The sequence below is a fragment of the Enterovirga sp. genome (assembly GCF_035325185.1).
In the GTDB taxonomy this organism is placed as follows: Bacteria; Pseudomonadota; Alphaproteobacteria; order Rhizobiales; family Beijerinckiaceae; genus Enterovirga.
Map to the genome: position 1 here is coordinate 1 of NZ_DAOLAJ010000033.1, position 16,501 is coordinate 16,501.

The following is a 16,501-nucleotide window of genomic DNA, read 5'->3' on the forward strand; positions in this document are numbered from 1 at the left end:
GGCATGCTCCCCCCCGCGCCGCTCGGGGCGCCGGATGCGAGGGGGCATTTCCCCTCCGTCTTCGAGCCGGTCCACGGCTCGGCCCCGGACATTGCCGGGCAGGGCCTCGCCAATCCGCTCGCGATGATCGGCTCGCTCGCGATGGCGCTCCGCTACTCGCTCGGCCTCAAGGATTTCGCCGACAAGCTCGAAGCGGCGATCGGCGCGGTCCTGGCTTCCGGTGCGCGCACGCGCGACATCGCCTCGCCCGGCGCCAACGCCATCGGGACGGGCGAGATGGGCGACGCGGTCGCCGCCGCCCTGAAGCCGCTGCTGCGCTGAGAGGCGGCGCCCATGAAAAACGCCGCCTCCGGGGAGGAAGCGGCGTTCGATATCCCGCCCGTCGTTCCGGGCCGCCTGCGGCGGGCCGGGGCGGCGTCGTGCTCAGTCGTGATAATAGTCGCGATAGAGGGCGTAGTGGTAGTCGATCCGCCCGAAGGGATTGCGCGCGCCGATGAAGGGGCCGTTGGTGGTCGGGTCGGGCAAGACCGTCGAGCCGTAGAACTCCTGAAGGTTCGCATAGGGCGGATGGGCCATATAGGAGACCATCTGCCCGGCCGCGCTCGCCGGATTGACGTTGCTGTAGGGGGCGACCACGTTGCCGGGATTGAGGAAGGACTTGGCCCGCACGGTCAGCTTCAGCGGGCCGTTGACGTTGTAGGATTGCTGGGCCTGCGCGGTCCCGGCCGCGAAGGTGGCGAGTGCCGTGGCGACGGCGAGAGCGGCGAGACGCATCGGGGACCCCATGGATTTGCTGCCGGCCTTCCAGAGGCCGTTCGGGACGTCAAGACTCGACCGGCCTCAAAGTTCCCGCGAACGGCCGAGCTTTCACACAAAAGTCTTAAAACAGCCTCGCGGCGGCCGCCGGATTCGGCCCTCTCAGGCCAGGACCTCCCGGCGGCCGCCGAGGCGCGCATCGACCAGGGCCCGCTTGTGGTCGATCTGGCCGTCCAATGCGGCTTTGAGGGCCTCGCGCAGGTCGGTGGCGTCGGTCAGCCGCGCCAGCGTCACGTAGTCGGCCCCGGCTGCATAGAGCCGGTCGACATCCGCCAGCGTGTCGGCCGGCGCGATGATGACCGCCTTCGGATTGAGCGCGCGGAGCTGGCGCACCAGCCGCTCGTTGGTCGAGCCCTTGAGGAGATAGTCCGGGATCGAGGAGACGATGATCTCGGCATGCCCGATTCCCGCATGGATCAGCGTCTCGCGCTGGGCGATGTCTCCGTATTGGACCGCGACGCCGCGGGCGCGCAGATTGGCGAAGACGACCGGGTTGAAGTCGACGACCGCGATCTCCTTGAGGAGTTCCGGGTCCTCCTTCTCGAGGTCTGCCACGAGGGAGCTCGCCGCCCGGAAGAAGCCGAGGAGCAGGATCTTGGCCTGCCCGTGGCCGCCCTCCGCGTCGCCATCCTCGCGCCGGTCGAGGTCGCGCAGGCCGAAGCCCTTCAACAGGTGGACCGCCGCCCGCGCGATCCGGTCGGAATTCGTCATCGCGAAGGTCGAGAGCACCGCGAGGATCACGAACGCGAAGGAGACGGCGTTCTTCACGTCGGGCGAGATATGCTGCGCGGCGACGCCGAGCGTCATCAGGACGAGGGAGAATTCGCTGACCTGGCTCAGGTTGAGCGCCGGCAGGAAGCTCGCCCGGATGCCCTGGTTCAGCCCGTAGAGGGCCGGGAAGGTCGTCAGGATGCGGCTCGCCACCACGAAGGCCGCGAAGAGGAGCGCCAGCATGATCACCGGAAGGGTGGGGATCGGGATCGTCATGCCGAGCCCGACGAAGAACAGCGTGATGAAGAAGTCGCGCAGGCTCGTCACCTTGGCCGTGACGTCGAGCGCATAGGGGAAGGTCGAGAGCGCGACGCCCGCGACCAGCGCCCCCATCTCGCGCGACAGATGCAGCCGCTCGGCCAGCTCGCCGCCCGCGAAGCACCAGGCGAGCGCCCCCACGAGCACCAGCTCCGGCAGCCGCGCGATCGAGCGGAAGAGCGGCGGCAGCAGGTAGCGGCTGACCAGGAACAGCGTCGCGACCAGCACCCCGACCCGCACCAGCGACAGCAGCAGCACGCCGATCCGCAGGTCGTTGAGGCTCGGCTGGATGGCCAGGAAGAGAATCACGAACAGGTCCTGGAGGACGAGCAGGCCGAGCGTGATGCGCCCGGGCAGCGTGTCCAGCTCGCGCTTGTCGTAGAGCACCTTGACGATGATGACCGTCGAGGAGAGCGCGGCCGCGACCCCGAGATAGAGCGCGTCCCAGCGCCCCGCCCCCATCGGATAGCCGACGAGCCAGAAGAACAATACGCCGAGAATCGCCCCGCCGAGGATCTGCGAGCCGGCACTCGCCAGGATCACCGCGCCCGAGCGGACGATCTTCTTCAGGTCGATCTCGAGCCCGATCATGAAGAGGAGGAAGATCAGGCCCAGCTCGGAGATCGTCTCGACCGAGCTTTGGGACTTGACCAGGCTGAAGGCGGTCGGCCCGATCAGGAACCCCGCCACGAGATAGGCGAGGATGACCGGCTGGCGGGCGTATTGCGACAGGACGCCGAGGATCCACGCTGCGATGGTGCACAGCGCGATGTCGTGAAGAAGCTCATGCATGGCGCCGTCTATAGAGCGGCTTTCGTTTCGCGGGGAAGTCACGGGAGGCGGGTTTTCGCACGCCGGGCCGCTTCACAGGGCCGGCGTGCTTCGGCTAAGACCAATTCCAGGCCATGATCGGCCGCAGGTGCCGGCCTCGGCCTCGGGAGTGGAACATGGAGTGGGTGGATCGGGCCTCGAAGCTCGTGACCGTCTTCGGTGGCTCGGGCTTCGCCGGGCGCCACGTCGTCCGGGCCCTGGTCAGGCAGGGCTACCGCGTCAGGGTCGCCGTCCGGCGTCCCGATCTCGCCAATTACCTCCAGCCCCTCGGCTCGGTCGGGCAGGTCGAGCTGGCCCAGGCCAATCTGCGCTATCCCCGCTCGGTCGAGAGCGCGCTTCGCGGGGCCGACGCCGTGGTCAATCTCGCCGGCATCCTCGCCGAGAAGGGGCGCCAGGGCTTCGACGAGGTCCATGTCCACGCCCCGGCCATGATCGCCCACGCCGCCCCGGCCGGCATTCCCATGGTCCATGTCTCGGCGCTCGGCGCGAGCCTGCATTCGCGCTCCGCCTATGCGCATTCGAAGGCCCAGGGCGAGGCCGAGATCCATACCGCGCGGCCCGGCGCGGTGATCCTGCGCCCCTCGGTGATGTTCGGGCAGGGGGACAGCTTCTTCAACCGCTTCGCGACGCTGACCCGGGCGCTTCCCGTCCTGCCGCTCGCCGGGGCGGAGACGAAGTTCCAGCCCGTCTTCGTCGGCGACGTCGCGGAGGTGGCGGCGCGGGCCGTGAACGGCACCGTGCCGGGCGGGCGCACCTACGAGCTGGGCGGGCCGGAAATCCTCAGCCTGCGCGAGATCGTCGAATACGTCCTTACGATCACCGAGCGCCGCCGCGTGGTCGTGCCCCTGCCTTTCGGGATCGCCAAGGTGCAGGCGCGCGTGCTCTCCATCGCGGACGCGCTGACGCTCGGGCTGCTGCCCCCCTGGCTGAAGCTGACGGTCGATCAGGTGGAGATGCTGCGCAGCGACAACGTGGTGTCGGAGGAGGCCAAGGCGGAAGGCCGCACGCTCGAGGGGCTCGGCATCGTGCCCCGCGCCACGGGCGCGATCGTGCCGGAATATCTCGGCCGCTTCCGCAAGACCGGCCAGTTCGACATCACGCGGGCGGCGTAGGGAACCGGGTTGCCAGCGCCGCGGGAGCGCGATCGTGGAGGTATCGGCATGGCTGCGTCCCGCTCTCTTCCTGTCCTCGCCGCGCTGGCGGCGGGCGCGCTGATCGCCGCTTCGCCGGCGGCGCCCCCGCCCGGCTGCCGGCTCGAGGACGCCTCGACCTCTCTCCTGCGCATCTACGAATGCCAGGAGAGGCTTCGCATCGCGGCGGAAACCGAGACCCGGCTCTCGGCCATCCAGCGCGACGGGCGGCTCGTCGGGCTGCGCGTCGACGGCGGCGCGGTCCTGGTCGAGGCATCGGCGCGCGAGGGGTTCCAGGTCGTCACCGCCGAGGCCGTCACCGAGCTTCGCGGGGCGCAGGTGGCCGTGGAATCCGGCGAGAAGGGAACGGCCGTCTTCGTCCGCGAGGGCGATGCCTCGGTGAGCCGCGAGGGCCGATCGGTCACGCTGCGCGCCGGGCAGGGGGTCGACGTGGCCGCGCGGTCTCCGGCGCCGCCGCCCTCGCCGGCCCGAAGCCTCCCGCCGGCCGGGGCGGCCCCGATGCCGCAGGCGCGCCCGCCCGCGCCCTTCCCAGGCCAGGACCTCACCGTCGTCACATGGGGGCCGGCGCGCGTGAGCCGGCTGATGGCGCGGCTCGGCCGGTCCTGAGGGCGGCTCAGACTCCCGACAGGCGCTCCGGCCGCGGCAGGCGGCCGTCGAGGACGAGACGGTCGCTCTCGTCCTTCAGCGCCACGCCCGTCAGGCGGCGGCGGAAGGCTTCGCCCAGGAGCCAGGCGATGCGAAAGGCGGCCTGGTCGAACCCCATTCCGCCCGGCCGGATGTTGGAGAGGCAGTTGCGCCCGGCATCGCTCGTCACCCCCGGGCGCGGCGCGAAGGTGAGATAGGCGCCGAGCCCGTCCGGCGCGGAGAGGCCCGGTCTCTCGCCGATCAGCACGAGGGCCGCGGCTGCGCCGAGATGTTCGGCCACGGCATCGCCCAGGGCGACGCGGGCCTGGGTCGCGATCACGACCGGGGCGAGCCGCCATCCCGCCGCCGCGATCCAGGGGCGGAAGGCGGCGAGAAGCGGGGCGGCGTTGCGCGAGACGGCGGGCGAGGAGAGGCCGTCGGCAACGACGATCGCGAGGTCGGGGGACGCCTCCCTGCGGGCGGCGAGCGCTGCCTCGGAGGTCTCGCCCAGCCTCCGGCCGAGATCGGGCCGCGCGAGATAGGTGGCGCGGTCGGGGGCGGCGCTCGCGATCCGCACGGTCTCGTAGCCGAGCGCGGCGATGGCGGCCTCGACCGCCCCGGCATCGAGGGGCATTTGCACCGCGTCGCGCGCCCGCGCATGGGCGAGGGCGAAATCGAGCAGTTCCCGCGTCGGCTGGGCCGCGCCGGCCCGTCCGAGCGCGATCCGGGCCGGCGTGAAGCGCCGGAGCGCCGCCCAGGGATCGGGGCCGGCGCTCATGCGGCGAGAGCGGGCGCGGCGAGGAGGGGATGGTCGCTCCCCGCCCGGCGCAGCCGCCTCGTCTCGTCGAGGAGGCCCATCCGCATCAGCCACGCCTCGAATTCCGGCGCGTGGCGGAGCCCGAGGACCTGCCGCAGATAGAGGGCGTCGTGGAAGGAGGTCGACTGGTAGCCGAGCATCACGTCGTCGGCCCCGGGAATGCCCATGACGTAGCTGACCCCCGCGACGCCGAGCAGCGTCAGCAGGTTGTCCATGTCGTCGGAATCGGCCTCGGCATGGTTCGTGTAGCAGATGTCGCAGCCGAGCGGCACGCCCATCAGCTTGCCGCAGAAATGGTCCTCGAGCCCCGCCCGCGTGATCTGCTTGCCGTCATAGAGATATTCCGGCCCGATGAACCCGACCACGGTGTTCACGAGCAGCGGCGAGAATTCCCGCGCCACCGCATAGGCGCGCGCCTCCAGCGTCTGCTGGTCCACCCCGTGATGGGCGCCGGCCGAAAGGCAGGAGCCCTGGCCCGTCTCGAAATACATGGCGTTTTGCCCGACCGTGCCGCGCCCGGTCGAGCGCGCCGCCTCCTCTCCCTCGCGCAGCAGCGCGAGATCGATCCCGAAGGAGGCGTTGGCGGCCTCGGTGCCGGCGACGGACTGGAAGACGAGATCGACCGGCGCGCCGGCCTCGATCAGTCCGATGCTCGTCGTGACATGGGTGAGGATGCACGATTGCGTCGGGATGTCGTGGCGGGTGATCAATTCGTCCAGCATGCGCACGAGGTCGCCGAGCAGGGCGGGCGAATCGGTGGCGGGATTGATGCCGATCACGGCATCGCCCGCGCCGTAGAGAAGGCCGTCCACCGTGGCGGCGAGGATGCCGCGCGGATCGTCGGTCGGATGGTTCGGCTGGAGGCGCACCGCGAGGGTGCCGGCGAGGCCGATCGTGTTGCGGAACCGCGTCACGACCTCGCATTTGCGGGCGACCGCGACGAGATCCTGGTTGCGCATCAGCTTGCAGACGGCCGCGGCGATCTCGGGCGTGACCGCCGGGGCGAGGGCGGCGAGGCGCGCCCTGTCGCATTCCTCGGAGAGGAGATGCTCGCGGAAGGCCCCGACCGTCATGGAGCGGATCGGCGCGAAGGCCGCGCGGTCCTGCCGGTCGAGGATGAGGCGGGTGACCTCGTCGCTCTCGTAGGGGATCAGGGGCTCGTCCACGATCTCCCCGAGCGGCAGGTCGGCGAGCGCCATGCGCGCGGCGACCGATTCCTCGAGGCTGGAGGCCGCGATTCCCGCCAGCCGGTCGCCCGAGCGCGGCGGCGTCGCCTTGGCCATCAGCTCCTTGAGATCGGCGAAGACGTAGCTCGTCGCGCCGACACTTTGACGAAAGCTCACGGGCGGGCTCCTCCGCGAGAGACACAGGAAGGGACGCTTCGGCGGCGACGTCAAGATGAGCCTCTTGCGCCCTCCCATGCCGATATGCACCTCTCGGAGCGGGAGCCCAGAGGATTTGTTCCGTGCAAGACAACCAGCAGCCCGTCGCCTATTGGCGCGTGATCCTGGCGGCCGTCCTCGATTTCCTGACCGCCTTCGTCGTCATGGGCTATCTCGTGGCCAAGGTGACCGGGAGCACCACCGAGAACGGCTTCAGCCTGAGCGGGGGGCCGGCTATCCTCTTCTTCGCGTTGGTCGTCGCCTATTTCGTGATCGGCCACCGCAGGGGAGGCACGCCCTGGCGGCGCATTCTCGGCGTGCCGCCCCGGCCTTAGGGTCTGGTCCGTCTTGCGTCAGGACCCGCGATGGAGGAGAGGCAGGGCAGGGAACGGAGGACGCCATGACATCCATCGCCTTCATCGGGCTCGGCAACATGGGCGGGCCGATGGCCGCGAATCTCGTCAAGGCCGGCCATTCGGTGCAGGGCTTCGACCTCGTCCCCGCCTCGCGCGAGGCGGCCGCGGCCGAGGGAGTCGCGAGCGCGGCGAGCGCCGTCGAGGCGGTCGCGGGCGCCGAGATCGTCGTCACGATGCTGCCGGCGGGCAAGCATGTCCGCGCGGTCTGGGCCGAGATCGTGCCGGCGGCGGAGCCGGGCGCGCTGCTCGTCGATTGCTCGACGATCGATGTCGAAAGCGCGCGCGCGGCGCACGAGCTTGCGGCCGGGCGCGGCCTGAAATCGCTCGACGCGCCCGTCTCGGGCGGGACGGTCGGCGCGAAGGGCGCGACGCTGACCTTCATGGTCGGGGGCGCGGAGGACGCCTTCCGGGCGGGCGAGCCCGTCCTCGCCAGGATGGGGCGGCGCGTCGTCCATTGCGGCGGAGCGGGCGCCGGGCAGGCCGCCAAGATCTGCAACAACATGATTCTCGGCATCACCATGATCGGCATCTCGGAAGCCTTCGTGCTGGGCGAGAAGCTGGGCCTCAGCCACCAGGCCCTGTTCGACGTGGCCTCGACCTCCTCGGGCTCGTGCTGGGCGCTCACGACCCATTGCCCGGTGCCGGGCCCGGTGCCGGCGAGCGCCGCCAATCACGGCTACAAGCCGGGCTTCGCGACCGACCTCATGCTGAAGGACCTGACGCTCTCGCAGGAAGCGGCGAGGAGCGCCGGGGCGACGACGCCGCTCGGCGCCAGGGCGGCGGAGCTGTATCGCACCTTCCAGGAGGGCGGCCATGGCGGCGAGGACTACTCCGCCATCGTCACCTATCTGCGCGGGCTCGCCTCCTGAGGGCGGAGGGGGCCGGGCCGGCCGCGGGTGTTGCGGTGATCCTACAGCCGGGGCGGGCCCGGGCCGGTACGATCCCCGGCCGCGGGCGATAGGCCCGCCTTCCGAAGCCCGGCGGAATGGCCTCCGAAAATCCTCCCCCGCTCGATCCCGCCCGCGACACGGCGAGCCTGCTTCGGCGGCTCGGCGTCCTGGTGCTGATGGTCGCGCTGCCCCTGTCCGCGGCCGCGTTCCGGGTCGGGCCCGTCGTCGCTTATGCCGTCGGCATCGTGCTCCTGGGGGTGGCCGCCTTCCTCGACAACTCGCCCCGCTTCCTGCGCGAAAGCACCCTCGCCATCGCCTCCTCTCCCGCCTTCCTGGCGGCGCTGCTGGCTTTCGGCTGGGGAGCCCTCTCGCTGGTCTGGACCCCGACGCCCGGATGGCGCCTCGCCGCGGGGCTCGGCGCCATCCTGCTCCTCGGCCTCTGCGGCATCGCCGCGCTGCCGGAGAGGATGCGCTCGGCCAATCTCTACCCGATCCCGATCGGGGCCGGCGCGCTGGCGCTCGTCGCCATCGGCCTTGCCGTTCTCTTCTGGCGCGACCAGTCCGAGGAGCGGATCCGCCAGCTCGAGCGCATGCTCGCGATCCTCGTCCTCTTCGCCTGGCCGGCCATCGCCTGGCTGCGCTCGCGGGGCCGCGATGCCGAGGCCCTCGCGCTCGCCGTCGCCACGGCCGTCGCCGCGGCGCTCGGGCCGGGCCCGGCCCCGATCCTCGCCCTCGCGGCGGGGACGCTCGCCCATCTCGCCGCCCAGCTCACGGCGCGCGCCGTGCCGGCGGTCGGGCTTCTCTTGGCCGCGGGGCTCGTCGCCTCGCCGGCGCTCCTCGCGCTCGCCCACGCCCTTCCCCTGACGCCCGAGGCGACCGCCGGCGTCGGGCGCTGGCACGGCCTCCTCCTCGACCAGCCCGCCCGCCTCCTGACCGGCCACGGCTTCGGATCCCTGCGGGCCCTGCCGGAGGCGCCCGCCTTGTTCGGCGCTCCCGCGCTCTCCCTCTGGTACGAGTTCGGCGTGGTCGGCGTGCTCGCGGTCGCGGTCGCGATCCTGAGCGCGCTGGCGCGGGTGCCCGCGCTGTTCGGGCCGCTCGCGCCGGGAATCGCGGGGGCGGGCGCGACGGCCGGGATGCTGGGAGCCTCCGGGATCGGCGGGGGCGCCCTGTGGTGGCCGGCGGCGCTCGCGACGCTGGCGCTCCTGTTCGTGGCCGCCCAGCGCGGCCGCTTCAGGACCCGCCGGCCGCGGGCGCTCGCCGATTTCGTGACGAAGGCGGGACCATGAGGATGGCGACGACATCGGCCGGAAATCCCGGTCTGCGACAAGGCGAATGAGCCCGCCGGGCAGGATCGAGCCGGATCGACGACGAGGGCCCCTGTGAGACGCCGATCGCCCCTGCGGGGTTCCCCATGAATCCGGCCCGGGAGGGCGCCGGCCTCGCCTCCGAATCGCGCGGGCCGCTGCGGCGCGCCGTGCGTAGCGCGCCGATCCGCTGGCGCATCCTCGCGATCGCGGTGATGAACTCGGCCGTGGCCCTGGTGCTGCTGGCGATGATCTGGAACGGCGCCGCGGTGCTGGGCAATGCGTGGTCGGACCTGACGCAGGTGCGCGAATCCGAGCGCTTCCTCACCTCGCTCGACGGGGATGCGGAGCGCCTGCAAAGCCTGATCCACCGCTATTTCGCGCAGAACGAGCCCGCGGTTCTCGAGAAGATCGTCGATCTGCGCGATCTCCTGATGAGCCGCCTCAGGGTCCAGGCCCGCCTCGATCCCCTGACCGCCGAGCCGGCGGAGGAGCTGACGGCCATCACCGAGCGCCTTGTCGCGGGCTTCGACGAGCTGCGCGAGGTGCGCAGCCGGATCTCCCTCGCCTATTCGAAGAAGATCGTCGATCCCGCGCGCGATATGGCGACCCTCTACGCCTCGCTCGCCGCGACCCTGCCCGACGCGGCCTCCATGGCGGTGGCGCCCCTCGACCAGTCGCGGGAAGCCTACAACGCCATGGTGCTGGCCGCGAACGCCTATTACCTCACGGGCTCCGAGGCCTCCGCCCAGGAGGCGCGCCGCAATGCCGAGCTGATCCGCAGCACGGCGCCGGACCTGCTCGCCTCACCCTACGCCGCCCAGGCGAAGGTCATGTCGGAACTGGCGCAGAAGGCCGATATCTTCACCCACGGCATTTCCGATCTCTCGGCGGGCTTCGCGGCGCAGAGCCGCCTGCTCAAGGTCGCCGTGGACGGCAGCGCCGAGGCGATGTCGGCGGCCATCGAGCGGATGAAGCGGGGAATCGGCGATCTCGAGCGCTCCGCCCAGGGCCGCTTCGACCAGACGCTCCGCGATGTCGGGGTGAGGCTCGCGATCCTCGCCGTCGCCTTCGTTGTGCTGGTGATGCTGATGGGCATGGCGATCGCGCGCAGCATCAGTGAGCCGCTGGGCTATCTGCGCGCCGACATGACGGCGATCATGGCGGGCCAGTTCGACCCCCGCATCCGCGGCCTCGACGCGCCCGACGAGATCGGCGAGATGGCCCGGGTGGTCGACGTCTTCCGCGGCAACGCGATCGCCAAGCGGCAGGCGGAGGAGGAACTCGTCGCCGCCAAGGAGAAGGCGGAAGCCTCGCTCGCCGAGATTCGCGAGATGCAGACGACGCTGATCGAATCCGAGAAGCTCGCGGCCCTCGGCGGCCTCGTCGCGGGGGTGGCGCACGAGGTCAACAATCCCGTCGGGATCAGCCTCACGGTGGCCTCCAGCCTCGCGAGCCGCAGCGACGCCTTCGCCGCCGAGATGGCCGCGGGCTCGCTCCGGCGCTCGCGGCTGGAGGAGTTCATCGCCACGACCAAGCTCGCCTCGAGCCAGCTCGTGGCCAATCTCCAGCGGGCGGCCGAGCTGATCCAGTCCTTCAAGCAGGTCGCGGTCGACCGCAGCCAGGCGGAGCGGCGCGCCTTCGACCTCAAGCTCGCCACCGAGCAGATCGCCGCGAGCCTGCGCCCCGTCATCCGCTCCTCGAAGGTCAAGCTGGTCATCGACATCCCCGACGGGATCGGGATGGACAGCTTCCCGGGGCCCCTGGGACAGATCGTCACCAATCTCCTCGTCAACGCCGTCAACCACGCCTTCTGCGACGGCCGGGAGGGCGGCATGATCTCGATCGTGGGCCGCCTCAACGGCCCCGACCAGGTGCGCATCGTCTTCCGCGACGACGGCCGCGGCATGAGCGAGGAGGTGCAGCGCCGCGCCTTCGATCCCTTCTTCACCACGCGCCGCGGCACGGGGGGGACGGGATTGGGGCTTCACATCGTCTACAATCTCGTGACACAGCGTCTCGGCGGCCGCATCGTGCTGTCCTCGGCCGAAGGGTCGGGCACGAGCTTCCTCATCGTTCTTCCGCTCCGGGCGCCGGACGAGGACGGGCGGGGAGCGGTGGCGGTCAGGGCGCCGTCCGCGAGATTGGAAAGCGTTCATGCAGGATCGTGACGATCTTCTGGTCCTGATCGACGACGAGGAAGTCCCCGCCGCGAGCGCGGCGAGCACGTGGAAGGTCGCCATCGTCGACGACGATCCGGCCGTCCACGAGGGCACCCGCTTCGCGCTCTACGATTTCCAGCTCGCCGGGCACGGGCTCGAACTGCTCTCGGCCTATTCGGGGGAGGAAGGCTTCCGCCTCCTGCGGGACAACCCGGACATCGCGGTCGTCCTGCTCGACGTCGTCATGGAGAGCGAGGCGGCGGGGCTCGAACTCGTCGGGCGCATCCGGGGCGAATTGAAGAACGAGACCGTGCGCATCATCCTGCGCACCGGCCAGCCGGGCCAGGCGCCCGAGCGCCAGGTGATCGTCGATTACGACATCAACGACTACAAGGCGAAGACGGAGCTGACCGCCGACAAGCTCTTCACGAGCCTCACCTCAGCGCTCCGCAGCTACCAGCAGCTCCAGCGCCTCGTCCAGACGAAGCGGGGCCTCGAGATCATCGTCGACGCCGCCTCGACCATGTTCGACCTCCAGTCGATGCAGCGTCTGGCGGAGGGGGTCCTCACCCAGATCGCCTCGCTCATCGAGGTCGATTGCTCCGGCATCCTCGTCCTGCGCGACGACGGGCGGCCGGACGAGCAGTTCTCGATCCTCGCAGGCTCGGGCTGCTACCGCGACTTCGTGGGCGAGGAGGAGCCCGCCACGCTGAACGAGGAGCTGATGGGGGCCGTGCGCCAGGCGCTGGAGCGGCGCCACCACGCCTTCGAGCAGCAGCGCTCGGTCCTCTATCTTCGGACCGGCAGCGGGCGAGAGGTGGTCGTCCTGCTGGAGACCGCCAAGAACCTCTCGGACACGAACAGGTCCCTGGTCGAGGTGTTCTGCTCGCGCCTCGCCATCGCCTTCGACAACGTCATCCTCTACCGCCAGCTCGAGGAGGCGAATCTGCGCCTCGAGGAGCGCGTCGCCAAGCGGACGGCGGAACTGAGGATCGCCAACCGCCGGCTCTCCGCGCAATCCTCCGAGCTGCGCCGCGCCAACCGCTTCAAGAGCGAGATCCTCGGCACCATCGCCCACGACCTGAAGAACCCGCTCGGCGTCATCATGGGGCGCTCGGAGATGCTCTGCGACCTGCTCGCGGTCCATCCGCCGCCGGTCGAATCGATGCGCAAGCAGGTCGGCCATGTCCGCGATTCCACCCGGCGCCTGACCGGCATGGTGGACGGGCTCATCCGCGACGCCATGAACGACGCCCTCGACATCGCCATCCGGCAGGATCCGATCGATCTCATGGTGCTGGTCAACGACGTGGTGGAGGCGAATCGCCCCCTCGCGGAGCGCAAGCAGCAGGACCTGACGCTTGCGGGGCCGGGGCAGCTCCACGTCTTCGGCGATGCCGAGCGGCTCTGGGAGGCGGTCGACAATCTCGTCTCGAACGCGATCAAGTATTCGCCGATGCTCGGCCGGGTCGAGGTGGCGGTGGGCGCCGAGTCGGAGGACGGCGCCTCGATCGTGGTGCGCGACAGCGGGCCCGGCCTCTCGCCCGAGGACGAGGCCCGGCTTTTCGGCCGCTTCCAGCGCCTCTCCGCCAAGCCGACCGGCGGGGAAAGCTCGACCGGGCTCGGATTGTCCATCGCCAAGCGGATCGTGGAATTGCATAAGGGGAGCATCGCGGCCTCCAACAACCAGCCGGGGCCCGGTGCGACATTTGCCATCTCGCTCAGGAAAGGCCCTTCGTGACCACGCTTCCCCGTATCTTCGTCGTCGACGACGAGGCGCCGGCCCGGGAGATGGTGGGCGACTATCTCAGGATGCACGGCTTCGCCGTCACGCTGTGCGACGGCGGCAGGAGCCTGCGCCGGTCCTTCGAGGACGCGACGCCCGACCTCATCGTGCTCGATCTCAACATGCCCGAGGAGGACGGCCTCTCGATCGTGCGCGACCTCAAGGCGAAGCACGGCACGCCCGTGATCATGCTCACGGCGACGGCGAGCCCGGTCGACCGCATCGTCGGGCTGGAGCTGGGCGCCGACGACTATCTCGCCAAGCCCTGCGAATTGCGCGAGCTGGTGGCGCGCATCCGCTCGGTGCTTCGGCGCAGCGCCGCGGCCGCGGAGGCGGCGGTGCATCCGCCGAACCGCAAGGTCAGGTTCGGCACGAAATGGCTCGATCTCGACGCGCATATCCTGCGCGACGAGAACGAGGTCGCCCATCCCCTGACCGCCTCCGAATACAACCTCCTCAAGGCTTTCGCCGAGCATCCCCAGCGCGTGCTCACGCGCGAGCGGCTGCTCGACCTCGCCTCGGCCCGCGACGAGGAGGCGTTCGACCGCGCCATCGACGTGCGCATCACGCGCATCCGGCGCAAGATCGAGCCCGATCCCAGCCATCCGACCATCATCCAGACGATCCGCGGGGCGGGCTATCTGTTCTCGCCGGATGGCCGCGAGCGCTGACCTCCGCGGGCCCGTTTGTTTCGCCCCTGCGCCCCGGCGCGAAACAATTCTCATCCGCCCGAAACCAAATCGCGACGCGACGCCGCATGCCTGAAAATCGGCCGGGCTAAACCCATCCCATCGAGAGGGCCACGAGGCCCCCAGGGGTGGCGACGATGTTCATCAAGCTTGCAGGAATCAGCGCGGCTTTGGCCGGTCTCTTCGTGGTGGCGCTGGAGGTGCCGGCCGCGCAGAGCCGCACGCCGGTCAATGCCTCCATGGACCGCGTCGCGGCGGCGCCCGCCGCTCCGACGGCGCGCCATGCGGTCGCGGAGGCCCGGGTGACCAGGGTGTCCGATTCCGAGGCCGGCCCGCAATGCCGTGGCCAGACCTGGCCCTATGTCGATCCGGCCTGCATCTCGTCGGATCGCAAGCCCGTCCGCACGATCGGGATCGAAAGGCGCGACCCGCCGGGCGGCTCCGCCCCGGCGCGCGAGCCGGCCGAGTAAGAGAGGACGCCGTGGCGGCGAGGTCCTCGCCGCCACAATACGGTCGCCCTGCCCTGCCAGGGACGTGCCCTCCCATCGGCCGGGGGGCTGCATGCATTGGTCTGACCGCGCTCTCGTCCTCGGTTGCCGGGCGCTCGGCGAGAGCGGGGTCGTCCTCGAGGCGATGACGCGCGGGCATGGCCGCCATTTCGGCCTCGTCCATGGCGGCCGCTCGCGGCGCCTCGGGCCCGTGCTCCAGCCCGGCAACACGCTCGCCGTGACCTGGCGGGCCCGGCTCGACGAGCAACTCGGCACCTACGTCGTCGAGGAGGAGGTCTCGCGGGCCGCCCGGCTCATCGCTTCGGCTGCTGCCCTGCTGGGAATGGCGACGGTGGCCTCCCATCTGCGGCTTCTCGCCGAGCGCGACCCGCATCCCGTGCTCTTCGACGCCGGCGAAGCGCTGCTCGCGCATCTCGACGACCCGCATCTGGGGCCGGCTTTGTTCGGCCTCTTCGAGCTGTCGCTCCTCGCCGAATTCGGCTTCGGCCTCGATCTCTCGGCCTGCGCGGTGACCGGTGCGGAGGAAGACCTGATCTATGTTTCGCCCAGGAGCGGCCGTGCGGTCGGCCGCCTCCCCGGCGAGCCCTATCGCGACCGGCTCCTGCCTCTCCCGAGCTTCCTGCGCGAGGGGATCGGAGCGATGCCGGGCGCGGCCGAACTCGGCGAGGCGTTCCGGCTGACCGGCTTCTTCCTGTCGGAGCATCTCTACGGCGCGCGCGGCCAGCCGCTTCCCGACGCGCGGGCACGCTATGTGGAGATGGTGACGCACATGCCTTAATGTCTCGTCAGGAAGGAGCGGAACACCTTTTCCATCAGGAGGGCGGCAAAAAAGAAACCGAGGCCGCAGCCTATCAAGTATTCCTTGTCCAGAACGGTCGATTGGTATCCCAGATAGTAAGATTCCCTCATCCATTCGACCGCATGAAGAACCGGATTCCAACTGACGACAGCGGCGGCTTGCTGGGGAAGCGCGGAGGGAATGAAGAGAACCCCGGATGTGACATACATGATTACATGGATCAGGATCAGGGGCAGCATGATCCCGGGAAGCTTGATCGCGATGACGCCGATGAACGCGCCGACTCCGAGCCCGAGCAGCAGGGTCGCCAGGAAAGCCTGGGCTGCCCCGATGGGATATTCGGGCTGAATGGGTTCTCCCAGGAAAAACAGGATCGCGGCCAGCAACGCGGCGACACAGCAAAAGGCTGCCGCCTCGAGGATGCATCGAGCTAGAATCACATCCATGTATTTGACGATGGGAAAAGCCGTCAGGGGCCTGTTATTAAGCACCGACATGGGAACAAATCGGGACATGTACCTGAAGCCGAGCGCAGGGATCAGCGCCGTTGCAAAGAACAATAGCAAGCTGTCTCCGAACGGAGCTGTTCTTCCGGCAAAGAAGAAGATCAGCAGCAGGACGACGATATGTGTGAGCGGCCATAATATGGCTATGATATATCCGAGCCCGTTTCCGAAGAAACGGGTGCGGATGTCTCTCAAGATCAGGGCCTTGAATACGCGGATCTGAACAACGAGAGCCGGGTCCCTGGATTTCGTGAGGGCCATCTGTGAATCGAGTTTCGTGACTGCGTGAGGCATGTAGCACGACGATTGCGGCGATTGCATAGCAACCCTCGCGGCGCCTGACGGGCCCTGAAGATGCTGCCGCCTCTCGCTGCCGATGGGGCCGCCCGAGCCGGATGCGGGCCTGCGCCCTCCGTCAGTCCAGCCCGAAGACGTCGGCGACGTGACGCGGCCAGGAGCCGGGCGCAAGGAAGACCGCGTCGGCCCGGAAGGTCATGCCGGCGGCCCAGGGATGGCGTGTCATCCAGGCGCGGGCGGCGCGGCGGATGCGGCGGCGCTTGGCCTCGTCGATCGCGCCGAGCGCCTCGTCCATGGCGGCGCGCGCCTTCACCTCGACGAAGGCGATCGTGGATCCACGGCGCATGACGAGGTCGATCTCCCCGCCCGCCCCCGCATAGCGGCGCGCGAGCGGGCGGTAGCCTTTCGCCATGAGCCAGAAGAGGGCCGTGCGCTCGGCGCCGAGGCCGCGCAGGAAGGTGAGGCGGCGCCGGCCTGCGGCCGTGCGCATCGC

At 70.1% G+C, this 16,501-nt stretch carries 17 protein-coding genes; 11 read left to right on the top strand and 6 right to left on the bottom strand.

Annotated elements, in window-relative coordinates; translation table 11 throughout:
- Positions 1-321: isocitrate/isopropylmalate family dehydrogenase (locus PKD06_RS08695; protein ID WP_324379568.1), on the top strand; the 321-nt coding region annotated here is incomplete at its 5' end.
- A 102-nt stretch (positions 322-423) separates the two neighbouring features.
- On the opposite strand, the gene PKD06_RS08700 is transcribed toward PKD06_RS08695, so the two are convergent.
- Both PKD06_RS08700 and PKD06_RS08705 read right to left on the bottom strand, forming a co-directional pair.
- A complete protein-coding gene (locus PKD06_RS08700) occupies positions 424-774 on the bottom strand; it encodes a hypothetical protein (protein ID WP_324379570.1) in 351 nt (116 codons plus the stop codon).
- Between the two features lie 144 nt (positions 775-918).
- Entirely contained in the window at positions 919-2,637 is a 1,719-nt protein-coding gene (locus PKD06_RS08705) for a cation:proton antiporter (protein ID WP_324379573.1), read from the bottom strand.
- A gap of 155 nt (positions 2,638-2,792) precedes the next feature.
- Here PKD06_RS08705 and PKD06_RS08710 point away from each other — a divergent pair, with 155 nt between their 5' ends.
- Together PKD06_RS08710 and PKD06_RS08715 are read left to right on the top strand one after the other, a co-directional pair.
- Complete coding sequence (locus tag PKD06_RS08710) at positions 2,793-3,788, top strand: complex I NDUFA9 subunit family protein (RefSeq protein WP_324379575.1); 996 nt, start codon at positions 2,793-2,795, stop codon at positions 3,786-3,788.
- Between the two features lie 48 nt (positions 3,789-3,836).
- The gene (locus PKD06_RS08715) at positions 3,837-4,433 is read left to right on the top strand and encodes a FecR domain-containing protein (RefSeq protein ID WP_324379577.1); all 597 of its coding nucleotides are present in this window, start codon (positions 3,837-3,839) and stop codon (positions 4,431-4,433) included.
- A gap of 7 nt (positions 4,434-4,440) precedes the next feature.
- On the opposite strand, the gene eutC is transcribed toward PKD06_RS08715, so the two are convergent.
- Both eutC and PKD06_RS08725 read right to left on the bottom strand, forming a co-directional pair.
- Positions 4,441-5,229 carry an ethanolamine ammonia-lyase subunit EutC gene (eutC, locus tag PKD06_RS08720; protein WP_324379579.1) on the bottom strand — a complete coding sequence of 263 codons (789 nt, stop codon included), beginning with the start codon at positions 5,227-5,229 and terminating at the stop codon, positions 4,441-4,443.
- The gene (locus tag PKD06_RS08725; protein ID WP_324379582.1) at positions 5,226-6,611 is read right to left on the bottom strand and encodes an ethanolamine ammonia-lyase subunit EutB; all 1,386 of its coding nucleotides are present in this window, start codon (positions 6,609-6,611) and stop codon (positions 5,226-5,228) included. Before PKD06_RS08725 ends, eutC begins: the two co-directional genes overlap by 4 nt.
- A 122-nt stretch (positions 6,612-6,733) precedes the next feature.
- Here PKD06_RS08725 and PKD06_RS08730 point away from each other — a divergent pair, with 122 nt between their 5' ends.
- The 8 genes from PKD06_RS08730 (at position 6,734) to recO (ending at position 15,184) form a co-directional block, all read left to right on the top strand.
- Positions 6,734-6,985 carry a hypothetical protein gene (locus tag PKD06_RS08730; protein WP_324379584.1) on the top strand — a complete coding sequence of 84 codons (252 nt, stop codon included), beginning with the start codon at positions 6,734-6,736 and terminating at the stop codon, positions 6,983-6,985.
- Positions 6,986-7,050: 65 nt separating this feature from the next.
- The gene (mmsB, locus tag PKD06_RS08735) at positions 7,051-7,935 is read left to right on the top strand and encodes a 3-hydroxyisobutyrate dehydrogenase (RefSeq protein ID WP_324379585.1); all 885 of its coding nucleotides are present in this window, start codon (positions 7,051-7,053) and stop codon (positions 7,933-7,935) included.
- Positions 7,936-8,051: 116 nt separating this feature from the next.
- A complete protein-coding gene (locus tag PKD06_RS08740) occupies positions 8,052-9,242 on the top strand; it encodes a peptide ABC transporter permease (protein ID WP_324379587.1) in 1,191 nt (396 codons plus the stop codon).
- Between the two features lie 125 nt (positions 9,243-9,367).
- Positions 9,368-11,431 (top strand): HAMP domain-containing sensor histidine kinase, encoded by a 2,064-nt coding sequence (locus PKD06_RS08745; protein ID WP_324379589.1) that lies wholly within the window; start codon positions 9,368-9,370, stop codon positions 11,429-11,431.
- Positions 11,418-13,163 (top strand): DUF3369 domain-containing protein, encoded by a 1,746-nt coding sequence (locus tag PKD06_RS08750; RefSeq protein WP_324379591.1) that lies wholly within the window; start codon positions 11,418-11,420, stop codon positions 13,161-13,163. The genes PKD06_RS08745 and PKD06_RS08750 overlap by 14 nt, the downstream gene beginning before the upstream one ends.
- Complete coding sequence (locus PKD06_RS08755) at positions 13,160-13,879, top strand: response regulator (RefSeq protein ID WP_324379593.1); 720 nt, start codon at positions 13,160-13,162, stop codon at positions 13,877-13,879. Before PKD06_RS08750 ends, PKD06_RS08755 begins: the two co-directional genes overlap by 4 nt.
- Positions 13,880-14,034: 155 nt before the next feature.
- A complete protein-coding gene (locus PKD06_RS08760) occupies positions 14,035-14,367 on the top strand; it encodes a hypothetical protein (RefSeq protein WP_324379595.1) in 333 nt (110 codons plus the stop codon).
- 91 nt (positions 14,368-14,458) lie between these two features.
- On the top strand, positions 14,459-15,184 hold the full coding sequence (recO, locus tag PKD06_RS08765; protein WP_324379597.1) for a DNA repair protein RecO: 726 nt from the start codon (positions 14,459-14,461) through the stop codon (positions 15,182-15,184).
- On the opposite strand, the gene PKD06_RS08770 is transcribed toward recO, so the two are convergent.
- Both PKD06_RS08770 and PKD06_RS08775 read right to left on the bottom strand, forming a co-directional pair.
- Positions 15,181-15,972, bottom strand: coding sequence for an ABC transporter permease (locus PKD06_RS08770; RefSeq protein WP_324379599.1), 792 nt, complete (start codon positions 15,970-15,972; stop codon positions 15,181-15,183). The two genes, recO and PKD06_RS08770, sit on opposite strands and share 4 nt — an antisense overlap.
- Before the next feature lie 154 nt (positions 15,973-16,126).
- Positions 16,127-16,498 (bottom strand): YraN family protein, encoded by a 372-nt coding sequence (locus PKD06_RS08775; RefSeq protein WP_324379601.1) that lies wholly within the window; start codon positions 16,496-16,498, stop codon positions 16,127-16,129.
- Positions 16,499-16,501: the final 3 nt, after the last annotated feature.